A 17,142-nucleotide genomic window follows, 5' to 3' on the forward strand; every position below is an offset into this window, starting at 1 on the left:
AATTTGGGAGGTCATACCGGACATGCGAAGCGTGGATACAGTATCCTGAGCGCAGCTTTAAAACAGTTGGGTAGTGCTGAACATCAAAAGCCAGCGTTCTAAGTGCTGGCTTTTGAAATGTATGGCTCTTTCAAATGCTTTAAGCGCGGGAGAGAAGGGCGGAGGGCATGCCTTTAGCAACAGTATGCGCCACTGTTGCAGCTACAGCGACCTTGATCAGGTCTCCGGGGATGAAGACGGCGTTCATCTTGATAACGTCCCACAAAGGCAGCTTCATGTGCATGGCAAGAACTGGGACGCCGCACAGGTAAACGACGCCGATACCGCCGATGATCGCCGCGATAGCAGCGCTTGGCATCACTGGCATGTTCTTGAGTGTCTTCATCAAAAATCCGGTTGCGACTGCGCCAAGGAAATACCCAGCTAGATAACCTGCTGTTGGGCCATAAAAAATGCCGAGGCCCCCGCGGCCACCTGCTAGCAATGGCAGACCCAATGCAACCAGCAGCAGGAACAGTGCCATGGCAAGGCCGCCGCGAATGGGTCCAAGCATGACACCTGCCAGCATTACGCCCAGAGACTGCGCAGTGATGGGGACGCCCATAAGAAATGGAATATCAACTTTTGGTATGAGGCCAAGCGCAGCAATGAGTGCTGCATAAAAGGCGATTTGAACCAGAGTGCGATCTTGAGACATTATCCCTCTTTAACTTTTGTCTTTATTCGTCGTTTTGCGGGGATACCCGTCCGCACCCCCGCGTGCGCTTAATGCTTCTGCCACATGTTCGGTCATGGACACGGCCTGCAAAATAAAAGGCGATAGCAATCGCCAACTGTTTTTCTTGCCTGTGCGGGCAAAGTAAGCCTCTTGCAATCCCGCATAAACACCTAGGAGTACCGGAATAAAACGAAGCACCAAGGCCACCGCCAGTGCTAACCGCTTGCTGGAAATTCCAATGAGCGCGAAGGGTCTGAAGACCGGTTCTGCAGCATCCATCATTGCTTCCAATGGTGTTGTTATAGTCACAAAATTGGCCAGAAGCACCATGGCTAACAGTCGAAGTATTACCGAGATGCCTTCCAGATAGGTACCGAGAAACACATGAAAGGCAAACATGATGCCCATGACCCAGAACAGGGGCCTGACCACCTTGAGCGCCTGAACACCTTGTTTTCCAAGGGACACATAAAGCGCAAGGGCAAAGGCGAGCAGGACAGCCGGTGTCCACCAGTAATCAAAGGGGATGAAAACAAGGCTGAGGCCGCACAGAACCAGAAGCTTGAAACCGGCAGGCAAGCGGTGTGCCCAGCTGTTTACCGGCAGGTAAAGGGAGATCATCGGGAACTTGTATCCTCCAGCAGCGAGACATCAAACAAGCTCTCCTGCTCATGGGCCAGATATGAGTCCAGTACCTGTTGTGGCGGCCCATCCATTTTGATGGTACCCTCTTCGAGCCATAAAATTCGGTCGTAGTCTTCAAGAACTTTGAAGACATGACTGACGAAAACGATTTGCTGCGGTAGCTGATGCAAACGCCTGCGCAATTGCTCGCAGGTGCGAAAATCCAGTGAGGAGAACGGTTCATCCAGAATGAGCAGTTTCGGCTCCATGACCAGAACTGCCAGAATACACAGGTACTGCTTTTGCCCCTCGGAAAGCTCGTGAACAGGACTTTCCGCCAGCCGTTGCCAGCCATTGTCCCGCAGATAAGCAATCGCCTGCTGTTTCGCCAACTTTTTGTCAACGCCCAGTTGGCGCAGGCCAAAGCTGATTTCTTCCTGAGGTGTCGGGAAAATGAGCTGGTGATCAGGGTTTTGAAAAACAAAGCCCGCCGTTCTGGAAAGCTCTGGACTTTGCGTTTTGGCATCTACCCCGTGAATCTGCAGGCTGCCGGAAGCGATGGGCAACAAACCGTTGAAACTGCGGATGAGTGAACTTTTCCCTGATCCATTGCGCCCGATGATGCCAATGCGCGGCTCAGTTAAATCAGCGCTGATGCTTTTGATGATCTGGTGTGTACCGCGATCGATGCTGAGATCGGAAAATTTGATCGAGCTGCTGAGTGAATTCATCTGGGACAATCTGTGTTCAACTAGTGACGTCGGTCATGCCTTATAGTCAAATCACGGGTGGTTATCCATCGTATCAACGCAATTTGCTTCACAAAATCTCCAAGGCCTTTTTCAGTTGCGCAAAAAACCAGAGGACCCCGCCTGAATGAGGCGGTGTTGTAAAAGAAATATATACTTAAATAACATAGGATATGAACGAAACAGTAATTTGAAATTGTATTTAAAAACTAAGGTAAATATGATTGCATTATTTGCGACAACGTCGGGGTCTGTTGAAAGTCTATAATAGGTTACTATTGGTAACTATGATTTTCTTTCCTCTGCTTTTCTACTTTAATCTATTTGCCCTTAATTTATTGATGGGCGGTCCCAATTACCTGTTCTATATTTCAATTTTTTTCATTCTCTACATTTCAGGGTTAGCTTTTGGGGTTTGGTACTCCCTAAAACCGTCTCACTTGAGTGCAAAGTATCGCGGGCTGGTGCTATCAAGGCCGTACAGGCAATTCCTTTGGGGGGTGGTCATGTCCCTTCCGGTCATCATAATTATGCTGATTATGCGCAAAGTGTCCTATCCTCAGGAGAAAGTTTTCGCCTTTTACTTTTTGGAGGTAGTGCACCCTAGACCAGTTCTGTTTATCGGGAACCTGCTCCTTTATATTTTTATTTTTGCGCCATTGCAGTGCTATATTACCCGTTCAGGTTACCAGTCTGTACTAACGTCCCTCGTGCCCCGTAGTTTGAAAGTACGGGCCCTTGCTATTATCGCGATTGCCTTGAGTTTTGGGGTTGCTCACCTTTCCTCTGGTTTGAAGCACGCAGGCGCTACAATGCTCATTGCGCTCTATTGGGGTATTATGTTTGAGATTCGCAAATCGATTATTGCTCTCTCTGTCAGTCACGCCCTTATTGGGTTCATAGGAATTTTCTGGCTAGGCCTTAATAGGTTAGGGTAAACGATTTCAATGAATAGGTGTACTGGCGGCTCCTTTAAGCCGTTTTTGCAACGGGGCGGAGAGCTGCTGATTAGGGCGAGAAACCTATTATTTTTCAATCTTCGACAAAAAGAACTAGATTTTTCATTGTATGGTAGTTTAACAAGCCTTTAAGTGTGTCAAGGCATGAAATTAAGGTAAGCCGTAATTTTTTGAGAAGTAAAATGACAATTAGATTTCACCGAAATGACCTTCCAGATCTATCCAATTACCAAAACGCCAAGGCAGTTGCGGTTGATACGGAAACCTTGGGACTGAACCCGCATCGGGATCGCCTGTGTGTTGTGCAGTTGTCCAATGGGGATGGAAATGCGGATGTGGTGCAGATCTCAAAAGGCCAGATGGGTGCGCCGAACTTAAAAGAACTGTTCAGCGATCCATCCAAACCGAAGATTTTTCATTTTGCTCGCTTTGATGTAGCTATTCTCTCAAAGTATCTCGGAATTGACGTTAACCCTGTTTGGTGTACTAAAATTGCATCCAAACTGGTGCGTACCTACACCGACCGGCATGGCTTGAAAGACATTACCCGTGAGTTGCTCAGCGTTGATATGTCCAAACAGCAGCAAAGTTCCGATTGGGCAGCAGATACCTTGAGTGAAGCCCAGCTTGCTTATGCCGCATCCGATGTTTTGCACCTCCATAAGCTTAAAGAAAAGCTGGAGTTCATGCTGCGCCGGGAAGGGCGTGAGGAAATTGCGTTAAGTTGTTTTGATTTTCTGCCCACACGCGCCAAACTGGACTTGGAAGGTTGGCCGGAAACAGATATTTTTGCCCACTCCTGATAGAAGTCGGGTTTGTAAGGAGCGCTTGCTATGTCTTTCCAGCGGGAAGTTGGCAAGTGCTTTTTTCTTGATATGAGCGGCAGTTTTCCTATTTGAATAAAAAGTCTTCGTTCATGATTGCGTAGTTTTTACAATTCTACAATTGACCAGCTAAAAATAGAGGCACTTCTTTGAGGAGCTGATATAAAGCGGCATCACGAATTTTGTTTAGAATCATCCCTATTAAATATGCAGTAGGGAGCAGCACCTTATAAAGGGGTGTTTAAAGGTAAAGTCGGCTCGGATCTGTTCTTGAGCGCTTTTTAAGGAATACGAATGCAAGTAGCGCAGCCTCCCTCTGATCATTTCAGTTGGGGTAAACGGAACGAGCAAAAAAAGGTGGCAGCCCAGAAAGCTGCCCGCCGTCACACGCTGCTTGTTAAAATTCTACGCTTCTTACTGCCGACACTTGGCTTTCTCATCGCCGCATTCATGGTTGGGATGATTATCTTCCAGAATATCTTTTCCGGCATAGGAATTGGCGCGATCAAGCTCTCGCCTGATGGGCTGGTGATGTCTAACCCGCACCTTTCGGGAAGTGATGGGGAGCGTTCCTACACAGTGAAGGCATCGGAAGCACTTCAGCGACTGACCAATCCCGATATTATAGACCTTGATAACATCTCCGCACAGATCAACCTGACCAAGGAAGAGGGCGCCACTGTGACGGCCAGTCAGGGGACCTATGATGCAGGCGGTGAAACGCTGCGTTTGGAAAAGGGCGTTAAAGTTGTTTATAGCAAGGGCTATACCGCAGAATTTGAATACTTGGACATTGATATGAAAACCGGAAAAATCAAGACCAGTGACGTGGTTGAGGTCCAGTCAAACGGTGGTATGATTGGTGCCGGTTCCATGTCCTTTGATCAAGAGAATGATACTTTGAATTTTGGCGATGGGGTTTCAATGCTCTTGAACCCTGCCGCAATGGAGAACAGTCAATGAGCAATTTGTTCCGCGCTTTGAGCGCATCTGTGATTTTTACAGTACTGATCTCCTTTGGTGTTCAGGCGCAGACCTTTTCTGACTCGTTCGCCGGTTTCGGCTCCAACAGCAAGGAGCCCATTGAGATACAGGCGGCGAACCTGCAGGTTCAGGACAAACAGAAAAGTGCGACGTTTACCGGGAATGTAGTGGTAACGCAGGGCGAGTCCCGCCTGAAGGCTGACAAACTGATTGTCTATTATTCCGGCTCCATGGCCACAACCGGCGAAGACACTGAAGCGGTGCAGCAATCTATATCCCGTATTGAGGCTGATGGAAATGTGCTGATTTCCTCCGAGGATCAGGTCGCGACCGGTGATGAAGCCAGCTTTGATATGGGCAAAGAAATTATGATTATGACTGGTAAGAAGGTTGTTCTCAGCCAAGGACCCAATGTTGTGGTGGGCAGCCAGTTGGTTGTGAACCTGAAAACCGGAAAAGTTGATCTGAAATCGCCGCAAACGGGTCGGGTAAAGTTGCTTCTGCAGCCAAACAGCTTTCAAAAACAATCGCAATAACACACTAGAGCAAGAAGCTAGGGCAATTTCATTGACACAGGACCACAGCGCTCCCCATTCACACACCTATAATCCGCAGGAGTCGGGCATCGCTCAGGCGGACTATGCCAATGAGACTTTGGAAGTGGAAGGAATTGGCAAGAGCTATAACCGCCGGCAGGTGGTGAAGTCTGTCAGTCTTTCTGTGAGACGAGGTGAAGCCGTTGGGCTTTTAGGGCCAAATGGAGCGGGTAAAACCACCTGCTTTTATATGATTACGGGTCTTATTCGCCCAGATCACGGTGCTATACGGTTAGACGGCTTTGATATGACCCAGTTGCCTATGTACCGGCGGGCGCGTTTGGGGATTGGATACCTGCCGCAGGAAGCCTCTATTTTTCGCGGACTGAATGTGGAGCAGAATATTCGCTCCGTTCTGGAAATTGTGGAGCCAAAGCGCAAGAAACGTGAAGAAGAGCTGGATGCGCTTTTGCACGAGTTTCGCATTGAGCACCTTCGTAAATCGCCCAGTATGGCCTTGTCCGGTGGTGAGCGACGCAGGGTGGAAATTGCCCGCGCCTTGGCAAGCCGTCCGGCCTTTATGCTCCTAGATGAGCCTTTTGCAGGAATTGACCCTATTGCTGTTGGTGATATTCAACAGTTGGTTCGCCATTTGACCCAGCGGGGCATTGGCGTGCTGATAACCGATCATAATGTTCGTGAGACACTGGGGTTAATTGACAGGGCGTATATTATTGCTGCCGGCGAAGTGCTTACAGAGGGTGACCCTCAAGCCATTGTTGCCAATCCGGATGTAAGACGTCTTTATCTGGGTGAGCAATTTACCCTTTAGCCTCGAATATTTGCTAGACTACGCCATGTAATCTGGACCGCTTGGGGGACAGAGCAGGGAGGACGCGGGGAACGATGGCTTTATCGCCAAAACTGGAGGTTAGACAGTCTCAGCAGCTTGTGATGACGCCGCAGTTGATGCAGGCAATCAAGCTGCTGCAAATGTCGAGCCTTGATCTTGTTTCCTACGTTGAGAATGAAATTGACAGCAATCCGTTTCTCGAGCGTACCGAGGGTGACACCCAAGGGGAGGGAGCGGAGCGTTCTGAGCCCCTAGAGAATGCCGGCGAAAAGACTTCGGCTGATGGGGCTGATGGGGCTGATGGGGACTGGATGGCAAGCCAGTTGGAAACAACGCCCGCGGCGATTTCCAGCCGGATGGACGCTGATCTTTCCAATGTGTTTCCCGATGACAATGGGGTGGAAAGGGTCGTGGACCCTTCTGCTGCCAAGGCGGATAACTGGAAAGCACCCAGTAATGGGGCAATGGCGTCCACCTCGGAAGATTTCAACCTTGAAACTTTTGTGGCCGCCGAACTTTCCATGGCAGACGTTCTTTTGGAACAAGCCTCTGTTGCCCTCACATCTCCCGCAGACCGGATGGTCGCGCTCTACCTGATCGATGCTCTGGATGAGAACGGCTATCTGCGAATTGACCAGCTTGAGGCCGCAGAAAAGCTGGGGATCTCGCTGGAGCACCTTGAACAGGTTATTCTGCAACTTCAAGGTTTGGATCCTGTTGGAATTTTCGCACGCTCTCTTGAAGAGTGCCTTGCCCTGCAACTGCGAGAAAAGGATCGCTATGATCCGGCCATGCAGGCCCTGATCGAGAACATCGGCCTCCTCGCCAAACGTGAGTTTGAGATGCTCAAAGCGTTGTGCGGTGTGGATGATGAAGACTTGCAGGAAATGATTTTCGAGGTCAAACAGCTTAATCCCAAGCCGGGGGCGATATTTGAACATGAGCTCGTACAGCCGGTTGTGCCTGATGCGATTGTAAAACAAAGCGCCCACGGGTGGACGGTGGAACTGAACTCGGAAACGCTTCCCAAGGTTCTTGTGAATCAAAGCTATTATTCGGAGATCTCTTCAGCAGTGAATGGAGAGGCGGATCAGCAGTATTTTATGGACAGCCTGCAAACTGCCAACTGGCTGGCCAAAAGCCTTGAGCAGCGGGCTCGAACAATTTTGAAGGTAGCAACGGAAATTGTACGCCAGCAGGACCGGTTCCTTTCTCTGGGTGTGCAGCACTTGCGCCCTTTGAACCTGCGGACAATTGCAGATGCAATCGGCATGCATGAATCTACCGTCAGCCGTGTGACCTCCAACAAATATATCGCAACGCCCCGAGGGATTTACGAGCTGAAATATTTCTTCTCATCGACGATTTCTTCTGTTGAAGGTGGGGAGGGGCATTCCTCAGAATCTGTTAAGCATAAAATCAAACAACTTATTGATGCGGAAAGCCCGAAAGCAATTCTTTCAGACGATACAATCGTTAAACTTCTGAAAGGAGAGGGAGTGGATATCGCCCGCAGAACTGTGGCAAAGTACCGCGACGTCTTAAAGATTCCCTCTTCCGTCCAACGACGCAGAGAGAAGCGAATTTCTAGCTAACTCATTAAAATTAAAGGTAATTTTGTGACTGACCTTAGGTCACTTTTTGGTGTATTGACAATTGTTAAGTTAATAATTATCAAGCCGGATGTGTCGTAATGTACGAAAAGAGTGGCACTTTTTTTCTAAGTGGTCCATTCTGACAATTGTAGAAGGCTGGTGCTTTTGAAAGGCTTGCCTTTCTGCGAAACATAGTCGACACAAAACATATGAGGTTCCCATGACATTGCGAATTTCGGGAAGAAACGTGGACATCGGTGACGCAACGCGCGGCCACGTCGAGAACCGGATTGCAGACGCGCTGGAGAAGTATTATCCGGGTGCTTACACAGGTCATGTGACAATATCGCGAGAGGGGTCTGGCTTTAGATCTGAATGTACGATCCACCTGAGCACAGGTGTGGTCCTTCAGGTTTCTGGCGACAATCACGACCCTAGACAAAGTTTCGACATTGCGGCAGAGCGTATGGAAAAACGTCTGCGCCGCTACAACAGAAAGCTAAAGGCACATCACGGAAATGGAGCTGACAGAGATTCTCTGGATGCGACATCCTATGTTTTAGCTGAACCGGAAGAAGAAGAGGAAGTACCAGCAGACTACAAGCCACTTGTTGTTGCAGAAACGTCAGCAGCTGTTAAAACCATGACAGTTGGTATGGCCGTTATGGAACTGGATTTGAGTGAAGCCCCTGTAGTTATGTTCCGGAATGCGGGAAATGGCGGAGTTAACGTTGTATTTCGCAGGACAGACGGCAATATTGGATGGATTGACCCCGTGTTAGCCGAGGCTGGTAAGCCAAGTTAAACTTCGGCAGTTTATAAAACTGATGAAAACGTGCAAAGCCGGTTCTCCGGCTTTGTGCCTTTAGGAGAGTATGGATTAGAGAATGGAGCTCGTTGAACTATTAAGTCCCGAGGCTATTTTGCCAAATTTGAAGGCCAACAGCAAAAAACAGGCGCTTCAAGAAGTGGCCTCACGCGCTGCCACAGTCTGCGGACAGGATGAGCGCGATATTTTTGAGACTTTGTTACAGCGAGAGCAACTTGGATCCACCGGAGTTGGCAATGGCATTGCAATTCCCCATGGCAAGATGCTGTCGTTATCCAGTCTTCATGGCGTTTTCGCGCGACTGGACAAGCCCATAGACTTTGACAGTTTGGATGACCAGCCGGTCGATCTGATTTTTGTTTTGCTGGCACCCGAAGGAGCTGGTGCTGACCATTTGAAAGCTCTGGCCCGTGTGGCGCGATTGCTTCGTGATGGTGAGGTTGCTTCCAAATTGCGTGCAACCAAAGACAGCGCAGCAATTTACTCGATTTTAACCCAGCCGTTGGCCTCGCCAACCGCAGCTTGAATAATCATGCCTCGAATTTTCGGGGCATGTTTTTTTTGGGATGATCTGCAACAGCTTTTACGAGAACACCAGTGTGCGTTCATTATGTGTGCAGCACGGATCTCAGCCTTTTAAATATCGTAAATTAAACAAAAAATACTCTGGCTCATCGCTGCCAACACTGCAGGTATGGGCACTTACAGCGTATCTCCGAAAAGTGGATGCGGTTTTCGGATAAAGATACGCGCAAACAAAAACTTAAAGCGGTGAAGTGTTTCTATTAAAACGCAAACTGCTTTAAAACTCTAGCTTTCCCTAGAATACATTCGATTAAATAACCTTGGATGCGTTGAACCGTGATGGGACGAGCGTTTTGCTGCGTGATTCCAATAAACGGTATCCGTTGACGGAAGATAAATTTTTGGATGTCTCTGGGCTTTAACGCACATTCAATTATCAAAGTGTAGTCTGCATACTCAACAAGCAGTAGCCTTTACTCGAACTCCTGACTATGTTGACAGGACCCCCTCAGACTTTGCAAGGTTGAGGCATGACCATACCTCCTCGTCTTACGCCTGACATGGCTTTGTTTTTGGACTTCGATGGAACGCTTGTCGAAATTGCAGAAAAACCGGATGCTATTTACCTTGAACCGGTAATGGCTGAATGTCTCTTGCAGACTTACCACGGGTTAAACGGAGCGCTGGCTCTCATTTCCGGTCGGTCAATTCGTGAGCTGGACTACTATTTAAATCCAACGGTTTTGCCTGCTGCGGGACTACACGGTTTGGAGCGCCGCCTCTCTTTGGAAGAGGGGATTGTGGCGCTGGACAGCTGGCCAGGTGTTTGCGAGTTGAAAGAAAAGCTCATTCTCTCCGGAGTTTTACATGGGGGTGTTGTGTTGGAGGACAAGGGCAGTGCGCTTGCCGTCCATTATCGGGCCTGCCCGGAGCGCGAAGCAGACGTGCGCGGGACCCTATGCGATTTGGCGGAGCAATTTCCATCCTTGCATGTGATTTTCGGCAATATGGTCGCCGAAGCGAAACCCAAAGGTGAAGACAAGGGGACTGCAGTACGGCGGTTTTTGGAAATGCCTGTCTTCAAGAACCGGCTGCCAGTTTTCATTGGCGATGATGTGACAGATGAAGACGGCATTCGAGCTGTTCAGGAGCTGGGAGGGTATGGAATTAAAGTTGGAGAACAACAAAGTGAAGCAGCCTTTCGGCTGAAGGATGTGGAGAGCGTTGGCGTTTGGCTTTGCCAGACGTATGTTGAACGTTTTTTTGAAATGCAGGCGAGACAAAACCTCATCGACAGGCAAGGCACAGCGGAGACAGGCTAAATGGCTGAAGCACAGATTAAATCTTTTCCAGTGAAACCGCTCAGTGAGCCGGACCTCAATATGGCTTTGATTGGAAACTGTTCCTTTGCTGGATTGATTGACACTATGGGACGGATTGTCTGGTGCTGCTTACCCCGTTTTGACGGAGACCCCGTATTCCATTCGCTTTTGGGGACCAATGGCGAGGAAGGGGACGGAACTTTCATTGTTGAACTTTTGGGGGCGGTGCGGAGTGAGCAAACCTATGTGGAGAATACCGCGATTGTTCAAACCCGAATTTATGATGGTGATGGCAATGCCATCGAAATTACAGACTTCGCACCGCGTTTTAACCGTAAAGGACGGGTGTTTCGTCCCAATGCTATTGCCCGCAGGGTGAGCGCAATTTCCGGTCATCCGCGTATTGTTATCCGGTGTCGCCCCCGTTTTGCATGGGGCAAGAAATTGCCAGAGATTACCTTTGGCTCCAACCATATCCGCTATGTGGGGAATGGCACAACCTTGCGCATGACAACCAGTGCGTCGGTGACCTATGTGCGGGATGAAACTCCGTTTTTGCTGGATGGACCACTTTCGTTTTATTTGGGGCCGGATGAGAGCGTGACGGAACATCCAGAAAAGATATGTCGTGATTTTCAGGAGGAAACTGCGCACTACTGGAAACTCTGGACACGGCGGCTCGGATTGCCGCTGGAGTATCAAGATGCGGTTATCCGTGCAGCCATCACCTTGAAATTGTGTACCTATGAGGAAACCGGAGCGATTATCGCAGCGGTGACCACTTCCATACCCGAGGCGAACAATACGGTTCGTAATTGGGATTACCGGTATTGTTGGCTGCGGGATGCGTTTTTTGTAGTGCGCGCGTTGAATGGTCTTTCCGAGATGGAAACCATGGAGAATTATCTGCGCTATTTGAACAATATCTCCATGATGACAAACGGCGGGCACGTGCAGCCCCTTTATGGCATCGGTTTGGAAGCCACAATCATTGAAAAGACTGTTGACCTGCCGGGGTATAAGGGAAACAAACCTGTTCGGGTTGGAAATCAGGCCTATGAGCATTTTCAGCATGATGTGTATGGCAATATTGTTTTAGGGGCATCACAAGCCTTCTTTGACAAGCGCCTGCTGCGCCAGCCCGGTGTCGATGACTTTATGCGGCTGGAAAAAGCCGGTGAACGGGCGTTCAAACTATATAATGAGCCTGATGCGGGTATTTGGGAGCTGCGTAACAGAGCCCGTGTACACACCTCTTCCTCTCTCATGTGCTGGGCTGCTTGTGACCGGCTTTCCAAGATTGCCGGACAGTTTGAACTGAATGAAAGAGCCAAGTTCTGGGCAAAGCGGGCAAAAACGATCCATAGCGCCATCTGTGATCTGGGATGGAATGATGAGATTGGAGCCTTTGTCGAGAGCTTTGGCGGTGAGGATATGGATGCCAGCTTGCTCTTGATGGCTGAAGTTGGCTTCTTACCCGCAACGGACCCGCGCTTTGAGGCAACCGTTGATAAAATCGGGGAACAGCTGCGGCGGGGTAACCATCTGTTTCGCTATCGTGCTGCCGATGATTTCGGCGAACCGGAGAACGCATTTAATATTTGTACGTTCTGGTACATTGATGCGTTGGCCCGAATCGGACGAAAAGATGAGGCACGGGAAATCTATGAGGAACTTTTGGCCTGTCGTAACCATGTTGGCCTTCTTTCCGAGGATACCAGGACTGAAACGGGAGAGTTATGGGGTAACTTCCCGCAGACATACTCTATGGTTGGGATTATTAACGGCGCCGTCCGTCTCTCCTCACAATGGGAGACTATTATTTAAAGACATTTAGTTGGGTGACGTGAACACAAGAGCATTTGTTGAAACAGTTTTGTAGTTAGGAAGGTGTATACATGAGTCGGCTAGTCGTGGTTTCCAACCGGGTCGGACCTCTGGAGGGCAGAGGTAGTGCCGGGGGACTTGCCGTTGCACTCGTGGACACACTTTTGCAAACCGGCGGAGTCTGGTTTGGCTGGACCGGTGAAGTTTCCGAGGCGGGGACCTATGGCCAGTTGCACAAGAGCGATCATGATAACGTTTCTCTGGTGCAGATTGATCTCTCCCAAAATGACTATGATGAATACTACATCGGGTATGCGAACAGGACTTTGTGGCCTGTGCTCCATTACAGGCTTGACCTTGCTGACTTTGGTCGCCGGTTTGAAGAGGGGTATCGCCGTGTAAACGAGCGCTTTGCGTCTCGCTTGCGGCCCGAACTGACTGATGATGATATCATCTGGGTACATGACTATCACTTTTTTGGAATGGGGGCGCAACTGCGTGAAATGGGGGTTAAGACCCCAATCGCGTTCTTTCTCCATATCCCGTTTCCAGCCCCTGAAATCCTTGCGGCGCTTCCCAACGCCGATGTTATCGTGCGGCGTATGATGGCCTATGATCTGATAGGGTTCCAGACCACCCGGGACGCCGCAAACTTCCGCCGATTTGTTGTCGAGGAACTGGAGGGAGAGGAGCTTGGGGAAGATTATGTAAGGGCTGTGGGCCGTACCATCCAGGCCAAAGCGTATCCGATTGGGATTGATGCAGAAAGTTATTCCCAAGCAGCCTTCACGCCGGAGGCGCGCAGCAATACCGCCCAGATAGAAAAACTGCTGAGCGGGCGGAGCCAGATTATTGGTGTTGACCGGATCGACTATTCAAAAGGCTTGCCTGAGCGGTTTCGGGCATTTGAGCGGTTGATGGAAGATTATCCGGAAAACAGAGGGCAAGTGAGCCTGATGCAGATTGCCCCTCCCTCTCGCTCAGAGCTGGATGCTTATGCGGAAATTCGCCGGGAGCTGGAAGGGCTATCGGGCAATATCAATGGCCGGTTTGCGCAGTTGGACTGGACGCCGATCCGTTTTTTGACACGGGGGCTACCGCGCACGGCTCTTGCAGGCATTTACCGCGCCAGCCGGATCGGCCTTGTGACTCCCTTGCGTGATGGAATGAACCTAGTGGCAAAAGAATATATTGCAGCGCAAAGGGCAGAGGATCCGGGTGTGCTGGTTCTCTCCCGCTTTGCAGGGGCAGCCGAGCGAATGCCGGAGGCGCTGATTGTGAACCCCCACTCTGCGGAGGAAACAGCGGCAGCCATTCAAACCGGTCTCACCATGCCGCTGGGCGAACGGCGAGAGCGGTGGCAGTCCATGTTCCGACGCCTGTGCGAGGAGGACGCTAACTTCTGGGTGAACTCCATTCTCGCGGATTTAAAGAAGGTTGTTGCCATGTAGGCTTGTTTCCCCTCAAAAGCGGAGGCAACTTTCTATACTTACCTAACCAATTTAGTTTATTGAAAAGAAACGTTAAAACCAATTTCCCAAGCCTGAGACTGGGCCGCATGGGGGCTAGTCGGTAGACTGTCTTCGGGTGTCTTTGTGCTCTACCTGTGAATGAGGCCATGAGGAACGCCCCAACACTTATGGAGACTGGGAAACATGGGAAACTTTCAAACAATCGTTGCTTCAACTGTTTTAGGCCTTGCTGCTTTCTCTCCAATGAGCATTGATGCCGAGGCGGCGGTGACGGCAGTTACTGTGTCCTCAGTAAATATGCGGGCAGGCCCCTCCACATCCTATCCTTCCGTTGCCGTGGTGCCTGGTGGGTCAACGGTGACAACCTATGGGTGTCAGGATGACTATTCCTGGTGTGATGTGGCCTATGGCTCATCTCGTGGCTGGGTGTCCGCTTCTGGTCTTCAAACAACCTATAACGGGCAAACAAGTACGTTTACTCCGGCCCTTGCAGCGGCCATCGGAATCTCTGTTATTGCCTTCAATCAAGCCTACTGGAACCGTTATTATAGAAACTACCCTTGGTACGGTGATTGGAACCGGTATTACAGAGGGCCAGTGGGCGGGCGACATGGAGGACCTACGGAAGTGCGGCGTGGCCGCGTTGAAGGTCCTCATGGCGGAGAGGCAAAAGGCGGAGCGATTGTTGGACCCGAGGGAAACCGTGTGAGAGGCGGTAAGGTTACAGGGCCTGAAGGCAACACTGTGCGAGGGGGAGCTGCGTGCGGCCCTCACGGCTGTAAGCGTAGAGTTGTGGGGCCTGAGGGCAATGTCCGCGGCGGTGGAAGAGAGCGGGGAGGAGAGCGAGAGCACCGCCGTTAAAGCGGGGCATATCCGGAAACCGGCACTCTTTGTTTGTAAGATAGGTGGCCTGTTGTAAGGCGGGTCGTCTATTATTGGAGGATTTAAGTCCTCAAATCATTGAGACCTTAGAGAGTGCGGCTGCAGTTTACAGCCTCTCTCGGTGATTCCATTACAAATAATTAAGTTGATTGCTTTGGACTGCTGGCCGGAGTGCCATAAAACCTGCTCAATTCAATTGCTTGATGGGAGGCTGAAGCGAACTTCCATTACAAACTACAGGACTGCACAAGCAGGTGGGTAGAATGTGAAAGGGCCCTTGGTGTTCTCCCTGTGAACGGGGCTGCGCTAAGCGATCTATTATTTACGGAGACTAGGAAATGGGAAAAATCCGTAGCATTATAACGGCAATAACCCTAGGTTTTACTGGTGTTGTGTTCGCAGGAACTGCTGCACACGCTGCCATTACATCTGTTACGAGCGCAAATGTGAATATGCGCGCCGGTCCTTCAACAGCCTATCCCGCTATCGTGGTGGTTCCCAACCGCTCCACAGTAACAACATATGGCTGTCAGGCGGGGTACACTTGGTGCGATGTTGGCTATGGCACTTATCGGGGGTGGGTCTACGCTCCTTATCTTCAAGCAGTTTATCAGGGTCAACCAGTCATTATAACGCCTGCTATCGCTCCAGTCATGGGATTGAGTGTCATCACCTTTAATCAAGCCTACTGGACCCGATATTATAGAAACTACCCGTGGTACGGGCATTGGAACCGGTATTATCGGGGTCCTGTTGCAGCACGCAGTGGGCATGTTGTTGGCCCCTATGGCGGCGAAGCGAGAGGCGGGACTGTTGTGGGTCCAGCCGGAAACCGGGCTCGAGGCGGGGCGGTGACAGGACCTAATGGCCATACTGCCAAAGGCGGTGCTGTGTGTGGTCCCTACGGCTGCACTGGACGAGTGGTTGGGCCTGATGGGAGAGCTGTGGGCGGGGCAGGGCATCGCTATCGTTAACTTTATTCAAGCGCAGTGAGGTGGCAATCGCTGTTCCCGAGTTCCGCTTACATGTTTAGTCCCACGATGAGATGGTGTGGTTGTTTCATAAATCTGTCCGGCTCTTTTGTCCGTTGCTTGGTGATGTACTCAAAGGGCGTTTGTCCTTTGAGAGCCTTGAGGCGCTTGGCAAAGTTATAAGCCTGTATGAACGTTTCCAGATGAGTGCGTAGTTCGCTGTGTGTCTGATAATAATAGCGCCGGACAGTGGCCTCTTTGAGGGTGCGGTTCATGCGTTCGACCTGGCCATTCGTCCAGGGGTGAGCTGGTTTTGTGAGCCGGTGATCGATATGGTTTTGGGCGCAAGCCAGAACAAAGCCATGGCAGCGAAATGGCTGGCCAGTAGCGAGCATATGCGTAATGTCCTTAGCGTTCCAGCTGTCGCCTTTGGGATCGGTGAAATGGGTGCCGTTGTCTGTCAGAACGGTGTGGATTTTATAGGGAACCACCTTGATGAGGCTACGTAGAAAGTCGCCAGCAATCCTTCTGGTCGCTTTTTCATGCAGCTGCATAAAGGTAAATTTAGAGGTGCGATCAATGGCCACAAACAGATACAGTTTGCCTTCTGCAGTTCGGACTTCCGCGATATCGATGTGAAAATAGCCGATCGGATAAGCTTTGAAACGTTTCTTCACCTTGTCCTTATCTGGAGCTGGAAGACGCGAGATTCCGTGACGCTGGAACAAGCGGTGAAGGGAGGACCGGCTCAGATGCGGGATTTCATCCTGCAGAGCATAAAGGCAGTCATCAAGCGGTAACAAAGAGTGCTTGCGAAAAGCGACACACGCAGCCTCTTCAGCCAGAGTGAGGACTGTAGAGCGCGGATTTTCCCGTCCCATGGGTTGATCTTCTACGCTGGTCCGTTTCTTCCATTTCATCACCGTTTTAGGGTTGATGTTATAACGGATGCTTAATTCCTTGATTGTCGCATCCGATTTTTGGATGGCCGATCGAACCGCGTGAGTAGTCGTGGCGCTGCCGTGCAATACCTGTCCCATAGCCCCTCCTTACAAGATGGCGTCAATAATAAACTGATTCCATCTCCTTGCGGGACTATACACTTACATCAGTGAGATTTTTCATTGAAATGCTTCTCTGATGTAAGTTGTTGTTTTTGCGTATCACCGAAAAGTGGGCACCGGTTTTCGGCGATACGCTGTACGTCATCAAATTACCTAAGTGCAGCCTCTCAATCAGCACCTTCTTTTGGTTCACTTCATTTTGTAAAATGATGGAAGGAGTAATCCTATGAGCAAGAGCTCACTAAACCATAATGGAAGCTACAATAGTACAGATACACCAACTCGTTTGGTTCCACCTGGCTCTGGCGGATTCGGTGGAACTGGTGGATCAGGTGGAACTGGTGGCTAAGAAATGCCCGATGATTTTCGAACTGGCTGGGCCTTCAAATCAGCTGTTCGTGACGCCGT

Annotated in this window: 18 protein-coding genes; 14 read left to right on the forward strand and 4 right to left on the reverse strand. The window is 50.1% G+C overall.

Going from position 1 to position 17,142, the window contains the following annotated elements:
- Positions 1-139 precede the first annotated feature (139 nt).
- The 3 genes from P6574_RS01075 to P6574_RS01085 are packed head-to-tail and all read right to left on the reverse strand — an operon-like array spanning position 140 to position 2,073.
- On the reverse strand, positions 140-697 hold the full coding sequence (locus tag P6574_RS01075) for a biotin transporter BioY (protein WP_310618554.1): 558 nt from the start codon (positions 695-697) through the stop codon (positions 140-142).
- Positions 698-706: 9 nt separating this feature from the next.
- Positions 707-1,339 carry an energy-coupling factor transporter transmembrane component T family protein gene (locus P6574_RS01080; RefSeq protein WP_310618555.1) on the reverse strand — a complete coding sequence of 211 codons (633 nt, stop codon included), beginning with the start codon at positions 1,337-1,339 and terminating at the stop codon, positions 707-709.
- Positions 1,336-2,073 (reverse strand): energy-coupling factor ABC transporter ATP-binding protein, encoded by a 738-nt coding sequence (locus P6574_RS01085; RefSeq protein ID WP_310618556.1) that lies wholly within the window; start codon positions 2,071-2,073, stop codon positions 1,336-1,338. Before P6574_RS01085 ends, P6574_RS01080 begins: the two co-directional genes overlap by 4 nt.
- Positions 2,074-2,597: 524 nt before the next feature.
- Here P6574_RS01085 and P6574_RS01090 point away from each other — a divergent pair.
- From P6574_RS01090 to P6574_RS01150, 13 genes are all read left to right on the forward strand, one after another.
- Positions 2,598-3,029 (forward strand): CPBP family glutamic-type intramembrane protease, encoded by a 432-nt coding sequence (locus P6574_RS01090; RefSeq protein WP_310618557.1) that lies wholly within the window; start codon positions 2,598-2,600, stop codon positions 3,027-3,029.
- A 203-nt stretch (positions 3,030-3,232) separates the two neighbouring features.
- Positions 3,233-3,853, forward strand: a complete 621-nt coding sequence (locus tag P6574_RS01095; RefSeq protein WP_310618558.1) for a ribonuclease D — start codon at positions 3,233-3,235, stop codon at positions 3,851-3,853.
- 315 nt (positions 3,854-4,168) lie between these two features.
- Positions 4,169-4,837, forward strand: a complete 669-nt coding sequence (gene lptC / locus P6574_RS01100) for an LPS export ABC transporter periplasmic protein LptC (protein ID WP_310618559.1) — start codon at positions 4,169-4,171, stop codon at positions 4,835-4,837.
- On the forward strand, positions 4,834-5,394 hold the full coding sequence (gene lptA / locus P6574_RS01105) for a lipopolysaccharide transport periplasmic protein LptA (protein WP_310618560.1): 561 nt from the start codon (positions 4,834-4,836) through the stop codon (positions 5,392-5,394). Before lptC ends, lptA begins: the two co-directional genes overlap by 4 nt.
- Before the next feature lie 88 nt (positions 5,395-5,482).
- On the forward strand, positions 5,483-6,226 hold the full coding sequence (lptB, locus tag P6574_RS01110; RefSeq protein WP_310622077.1) for an LPS export ABC transporter ATP-binding protein: 744 nt from the start codon (positions 5,483-5,485) through the stop codon (positions 6,224-6,226).
- Positions 6,227-6,300: 74 nt separating this feature from the next.
- The gene (gene rpoN / locus P6574_RS01115) at positions 6,301-7,842 is read left to right on the forward strand and encodes an RNA polymerase factor sigma-54 (RefSeq protein WP_310618561.1); all 1,542 of its coding nucleotides are present in this window, start codon (positions 6,301-6,303) and stop codon (positions 7,840-7,842) included.
- A gap of 220 nt (positions 7,843-8,062) precedes the next feature.
- Positions 8,063-8,647, forward strand: coding sequence for a ribosome hibernation-promoting factor, HPF/YfiA family (hpf, locus tag P6574_RS01120; RefSeq protein WP_310618562.1), 585 nt, complete (start codon positions 8,063-8,065; stop codon positions 8,645-8,647).
- An 82-nt stretch (positions 8,648-8,729) separates the two neighbouring features.
- A complete protein-coding gene (gene ptsN / locus P6574_RS01125) occupies positions 8,730-9,197 on the forward strand; it encodes a PTS IIA-like nitrogen regulatory protein PtsN (RefSeq protein WP_310618563.1) in 468 nt (155 codons plus the stop codon).
- A 529-nt stretch (positions 9,198-9,726) separates the two neighbouring features.
- Complete coding sequence (otsB, locus tag P6574_RS01130) at positions 9,727-10,518, forward strand: trehalose-phosphatase (protein ID WP_310618564.1); 792 nt, start codon at positions 9,727-9,729, stop codon at positions 10,516-10,518.
- Positions 10,519-12,345, forward strand: a complete 1,827-nt coding sequence (locus tag P6574_RS01135; protein WP_310618565.1) for a glycoside hydrolase family 15 protein — start codon at positions 10,519-10,521, stop codon at positions 12,343-12,345. It abuts the gene before it with no gap.
- 71 nt (positions 12,346-12,416) lie between these two features.
- Complete coding sequence (locus P6574_RS01140; RefSeq protein ID WP_310618566.1) at positions 12,417-13,796, forward strand: alpha,alpha-trehalose-phosphate synthase (UDP-forming); 1,380 nt, start codon at positions 12,417-12,419, stop codon at positions 13,794-13,796.
- A gap of 204 nt (positions 13,797-14,000) precedes the next feature.
- On the forward strand, positions 14,001-14,678 hold the full coding sequence (locus P6574_RS01145) for an SH3 domain-containing protein (RefSeq protein WP_310618567.1): 678 nt from the start codon (positions 14,001-14,003) through the stop codon (positions 14,676-14,678).
- A 359-nt stretch (positions 14,679-15,037) separates the two neighbouring features.
- Entirely contained in the window at positions 15,038-15,673 is a 636-nt protein-coding gene (locus tag P6574_RS01150) for an SH3 domain-containing protein (RefSeq protein ID WP_310618568.1), read from the forward strand.
- A gap of 47 nt (positions 15,674-15,720) precedes the next feature.
- Here P6574_RS01150 and P6574_RS01155 read toward each other — a convergent pair whose 3' ends face one another.
- Entirely contained in the window at positions 15,721-16,710 is a 990-nt protein-coding gene (locus tag P6574_RS01155; RefSeq protein ID WP_310618569.1) for an IS481 family transposase, read from the reverse strand.
- Positions 16,711-16,960: 250 nt separating this feature from the next.
- Here P6574_RS01155 and P6574_RS01160 point away from each other — a divergent pair, with 250 nt between their 5' ends.
- A complete protein-coding gene (locus P6574_RS01160; RefSeq protein WP_310618570.1) occupies positions 16,961-17,083 on the forward strand; it encodes a hypothetical protein in 123 nt (40 codons plus the stop codon).
- Positions 17,084-17,142 lie beyond the last annotated feature (59 nt).

This window comes from Pseudovibrio sp. M1P-2-3, assembly GCF_031501865.1.
Classification (GTDB): Bacteria; Pseudomonadota; Alphaproteobacteria; order Rhizobiales; family Stappiaceae; genus Pseudovibrio; species Pseudovibrio corallicola.

Excerpts from the sequence above, each read along its gene's own strand:
- P6574_RS01075 (WP_310618554.1), bottom strand. The coding sequence starts at position 697 with ATGTCTCAAGATCGCACTCTGGTTCAAATCGCCTTTTATGCAGCACTC.
- P6574_RS01080 (WP_310618555.1), bottom strand. The coding sequence starts at position 1,339 with ATGATCTCCCTTTACCTGCCGGTAAACAGCTGGGCACACCGCTTGCCT.
- P6574_RS01085 (WP_310618556.1), bottom strand. The coding sequence starts at position 2,073 with ATGAATTCACTCAGCAGCTCGATCAAATTTTCCGATCTCAGCATCGAT.
- P6574_RS01090 (WP_310618557.1), top strand. The coding sequence starts at position 2,598 with ATGTCCCTTCCGGTCATCATAATTATGCTGATTATGCGCAAAGTGTCC.
- P6574_RS01095 (WP_310618558.1), top strand. The coding sequence starts at position 3,233 with ATGACAATTAGATTTCACCGAAATGACCTTCCAGATCTATCCAATTAC.
- lptC (WP_310618559.1), top strand. The coding sequence starts at position 4,169 with ATGCAAGTAGCGCAGCCTCCCTCTGATCATTTCAGTTGGGGTAAACGG.
- lptA (WP_310618560.1), top strand. The coding sequence starts at position 4,834 with ATGAGCAATTTGTTCCGCGCTTTGAGCGCATCTGTGATTTTTACAGTA.
- rpoN (WP_310618561.1), top strand. The coding sequence starts at position 6,301 with ATGGCTTTATCGCCAAAACTGGAGGTTAGACAGTCTCAGCAGCTTGTG.
- hpf (WP_310618562.1), top strand. The coding sequence starts at position 8,063 with ATGACATTGCGAATTTCGGGAAGAAACGTGGACATCGGTGACGCAACG.
- ptsN (WP_310618563.1), top strand. The coding sequence starts at position 8,730 with ATGGAGCTCGTTGAACTATTAAGTCCCGAGGCTATTTTGCCAAATTTG.
- otsB (WP_310618564.1), top strand. The coding sequence starts at position 9,727 with ATGACCATACCTCCTCGTCTTACGCCTGACATGGCTTTGTTTTTGGAC.
- P6574_RS01135 (WP_310618565.1), top strand. The coding sequence starts at position 10,519 with ATGGCTGAAGCACAGATTAAATCTTTTCCAGTGAAACCGCTCAGTGAG.
- P6574_RS01140 (WP_310618566.1), top strand. The coding sequence starts at position 12,417 with ATGAGTCGGCTAGTCGTGGTTTCCAACCGGGTCGGACCTCTGGAGGGC.
- P6574_RS01145 (WP_310618567.1), top strand. The coding sequence starts at position 14,001 with ATGGGAAACTTTCAAACAATCGTTGCTTCAACTGTTTTAGGCCTTGCT.
- P6574_RS01150 (WP_310618568.1), top strand. The coding sequence starts at position 15,038 with ATGGGAAAAATCCGTAGCATTATAACGGCAATAACCCTAGGTTTTACT.
- P6574_RS01155 (WP_310618569.1), bottom strand. The coding sequence starts at position 16,710 with ATGGGACAGGTATTGCACGGCAGCGCCACGACTACTCACGCGGTTCGA.
- P6574_RS01160 (WP_310618570.1), top strand. The coding sequence starts at position 16,961 with ATGAGCAAGAGCTCACTAAACCATAATGGAAGCTACAATAGTACAGAT.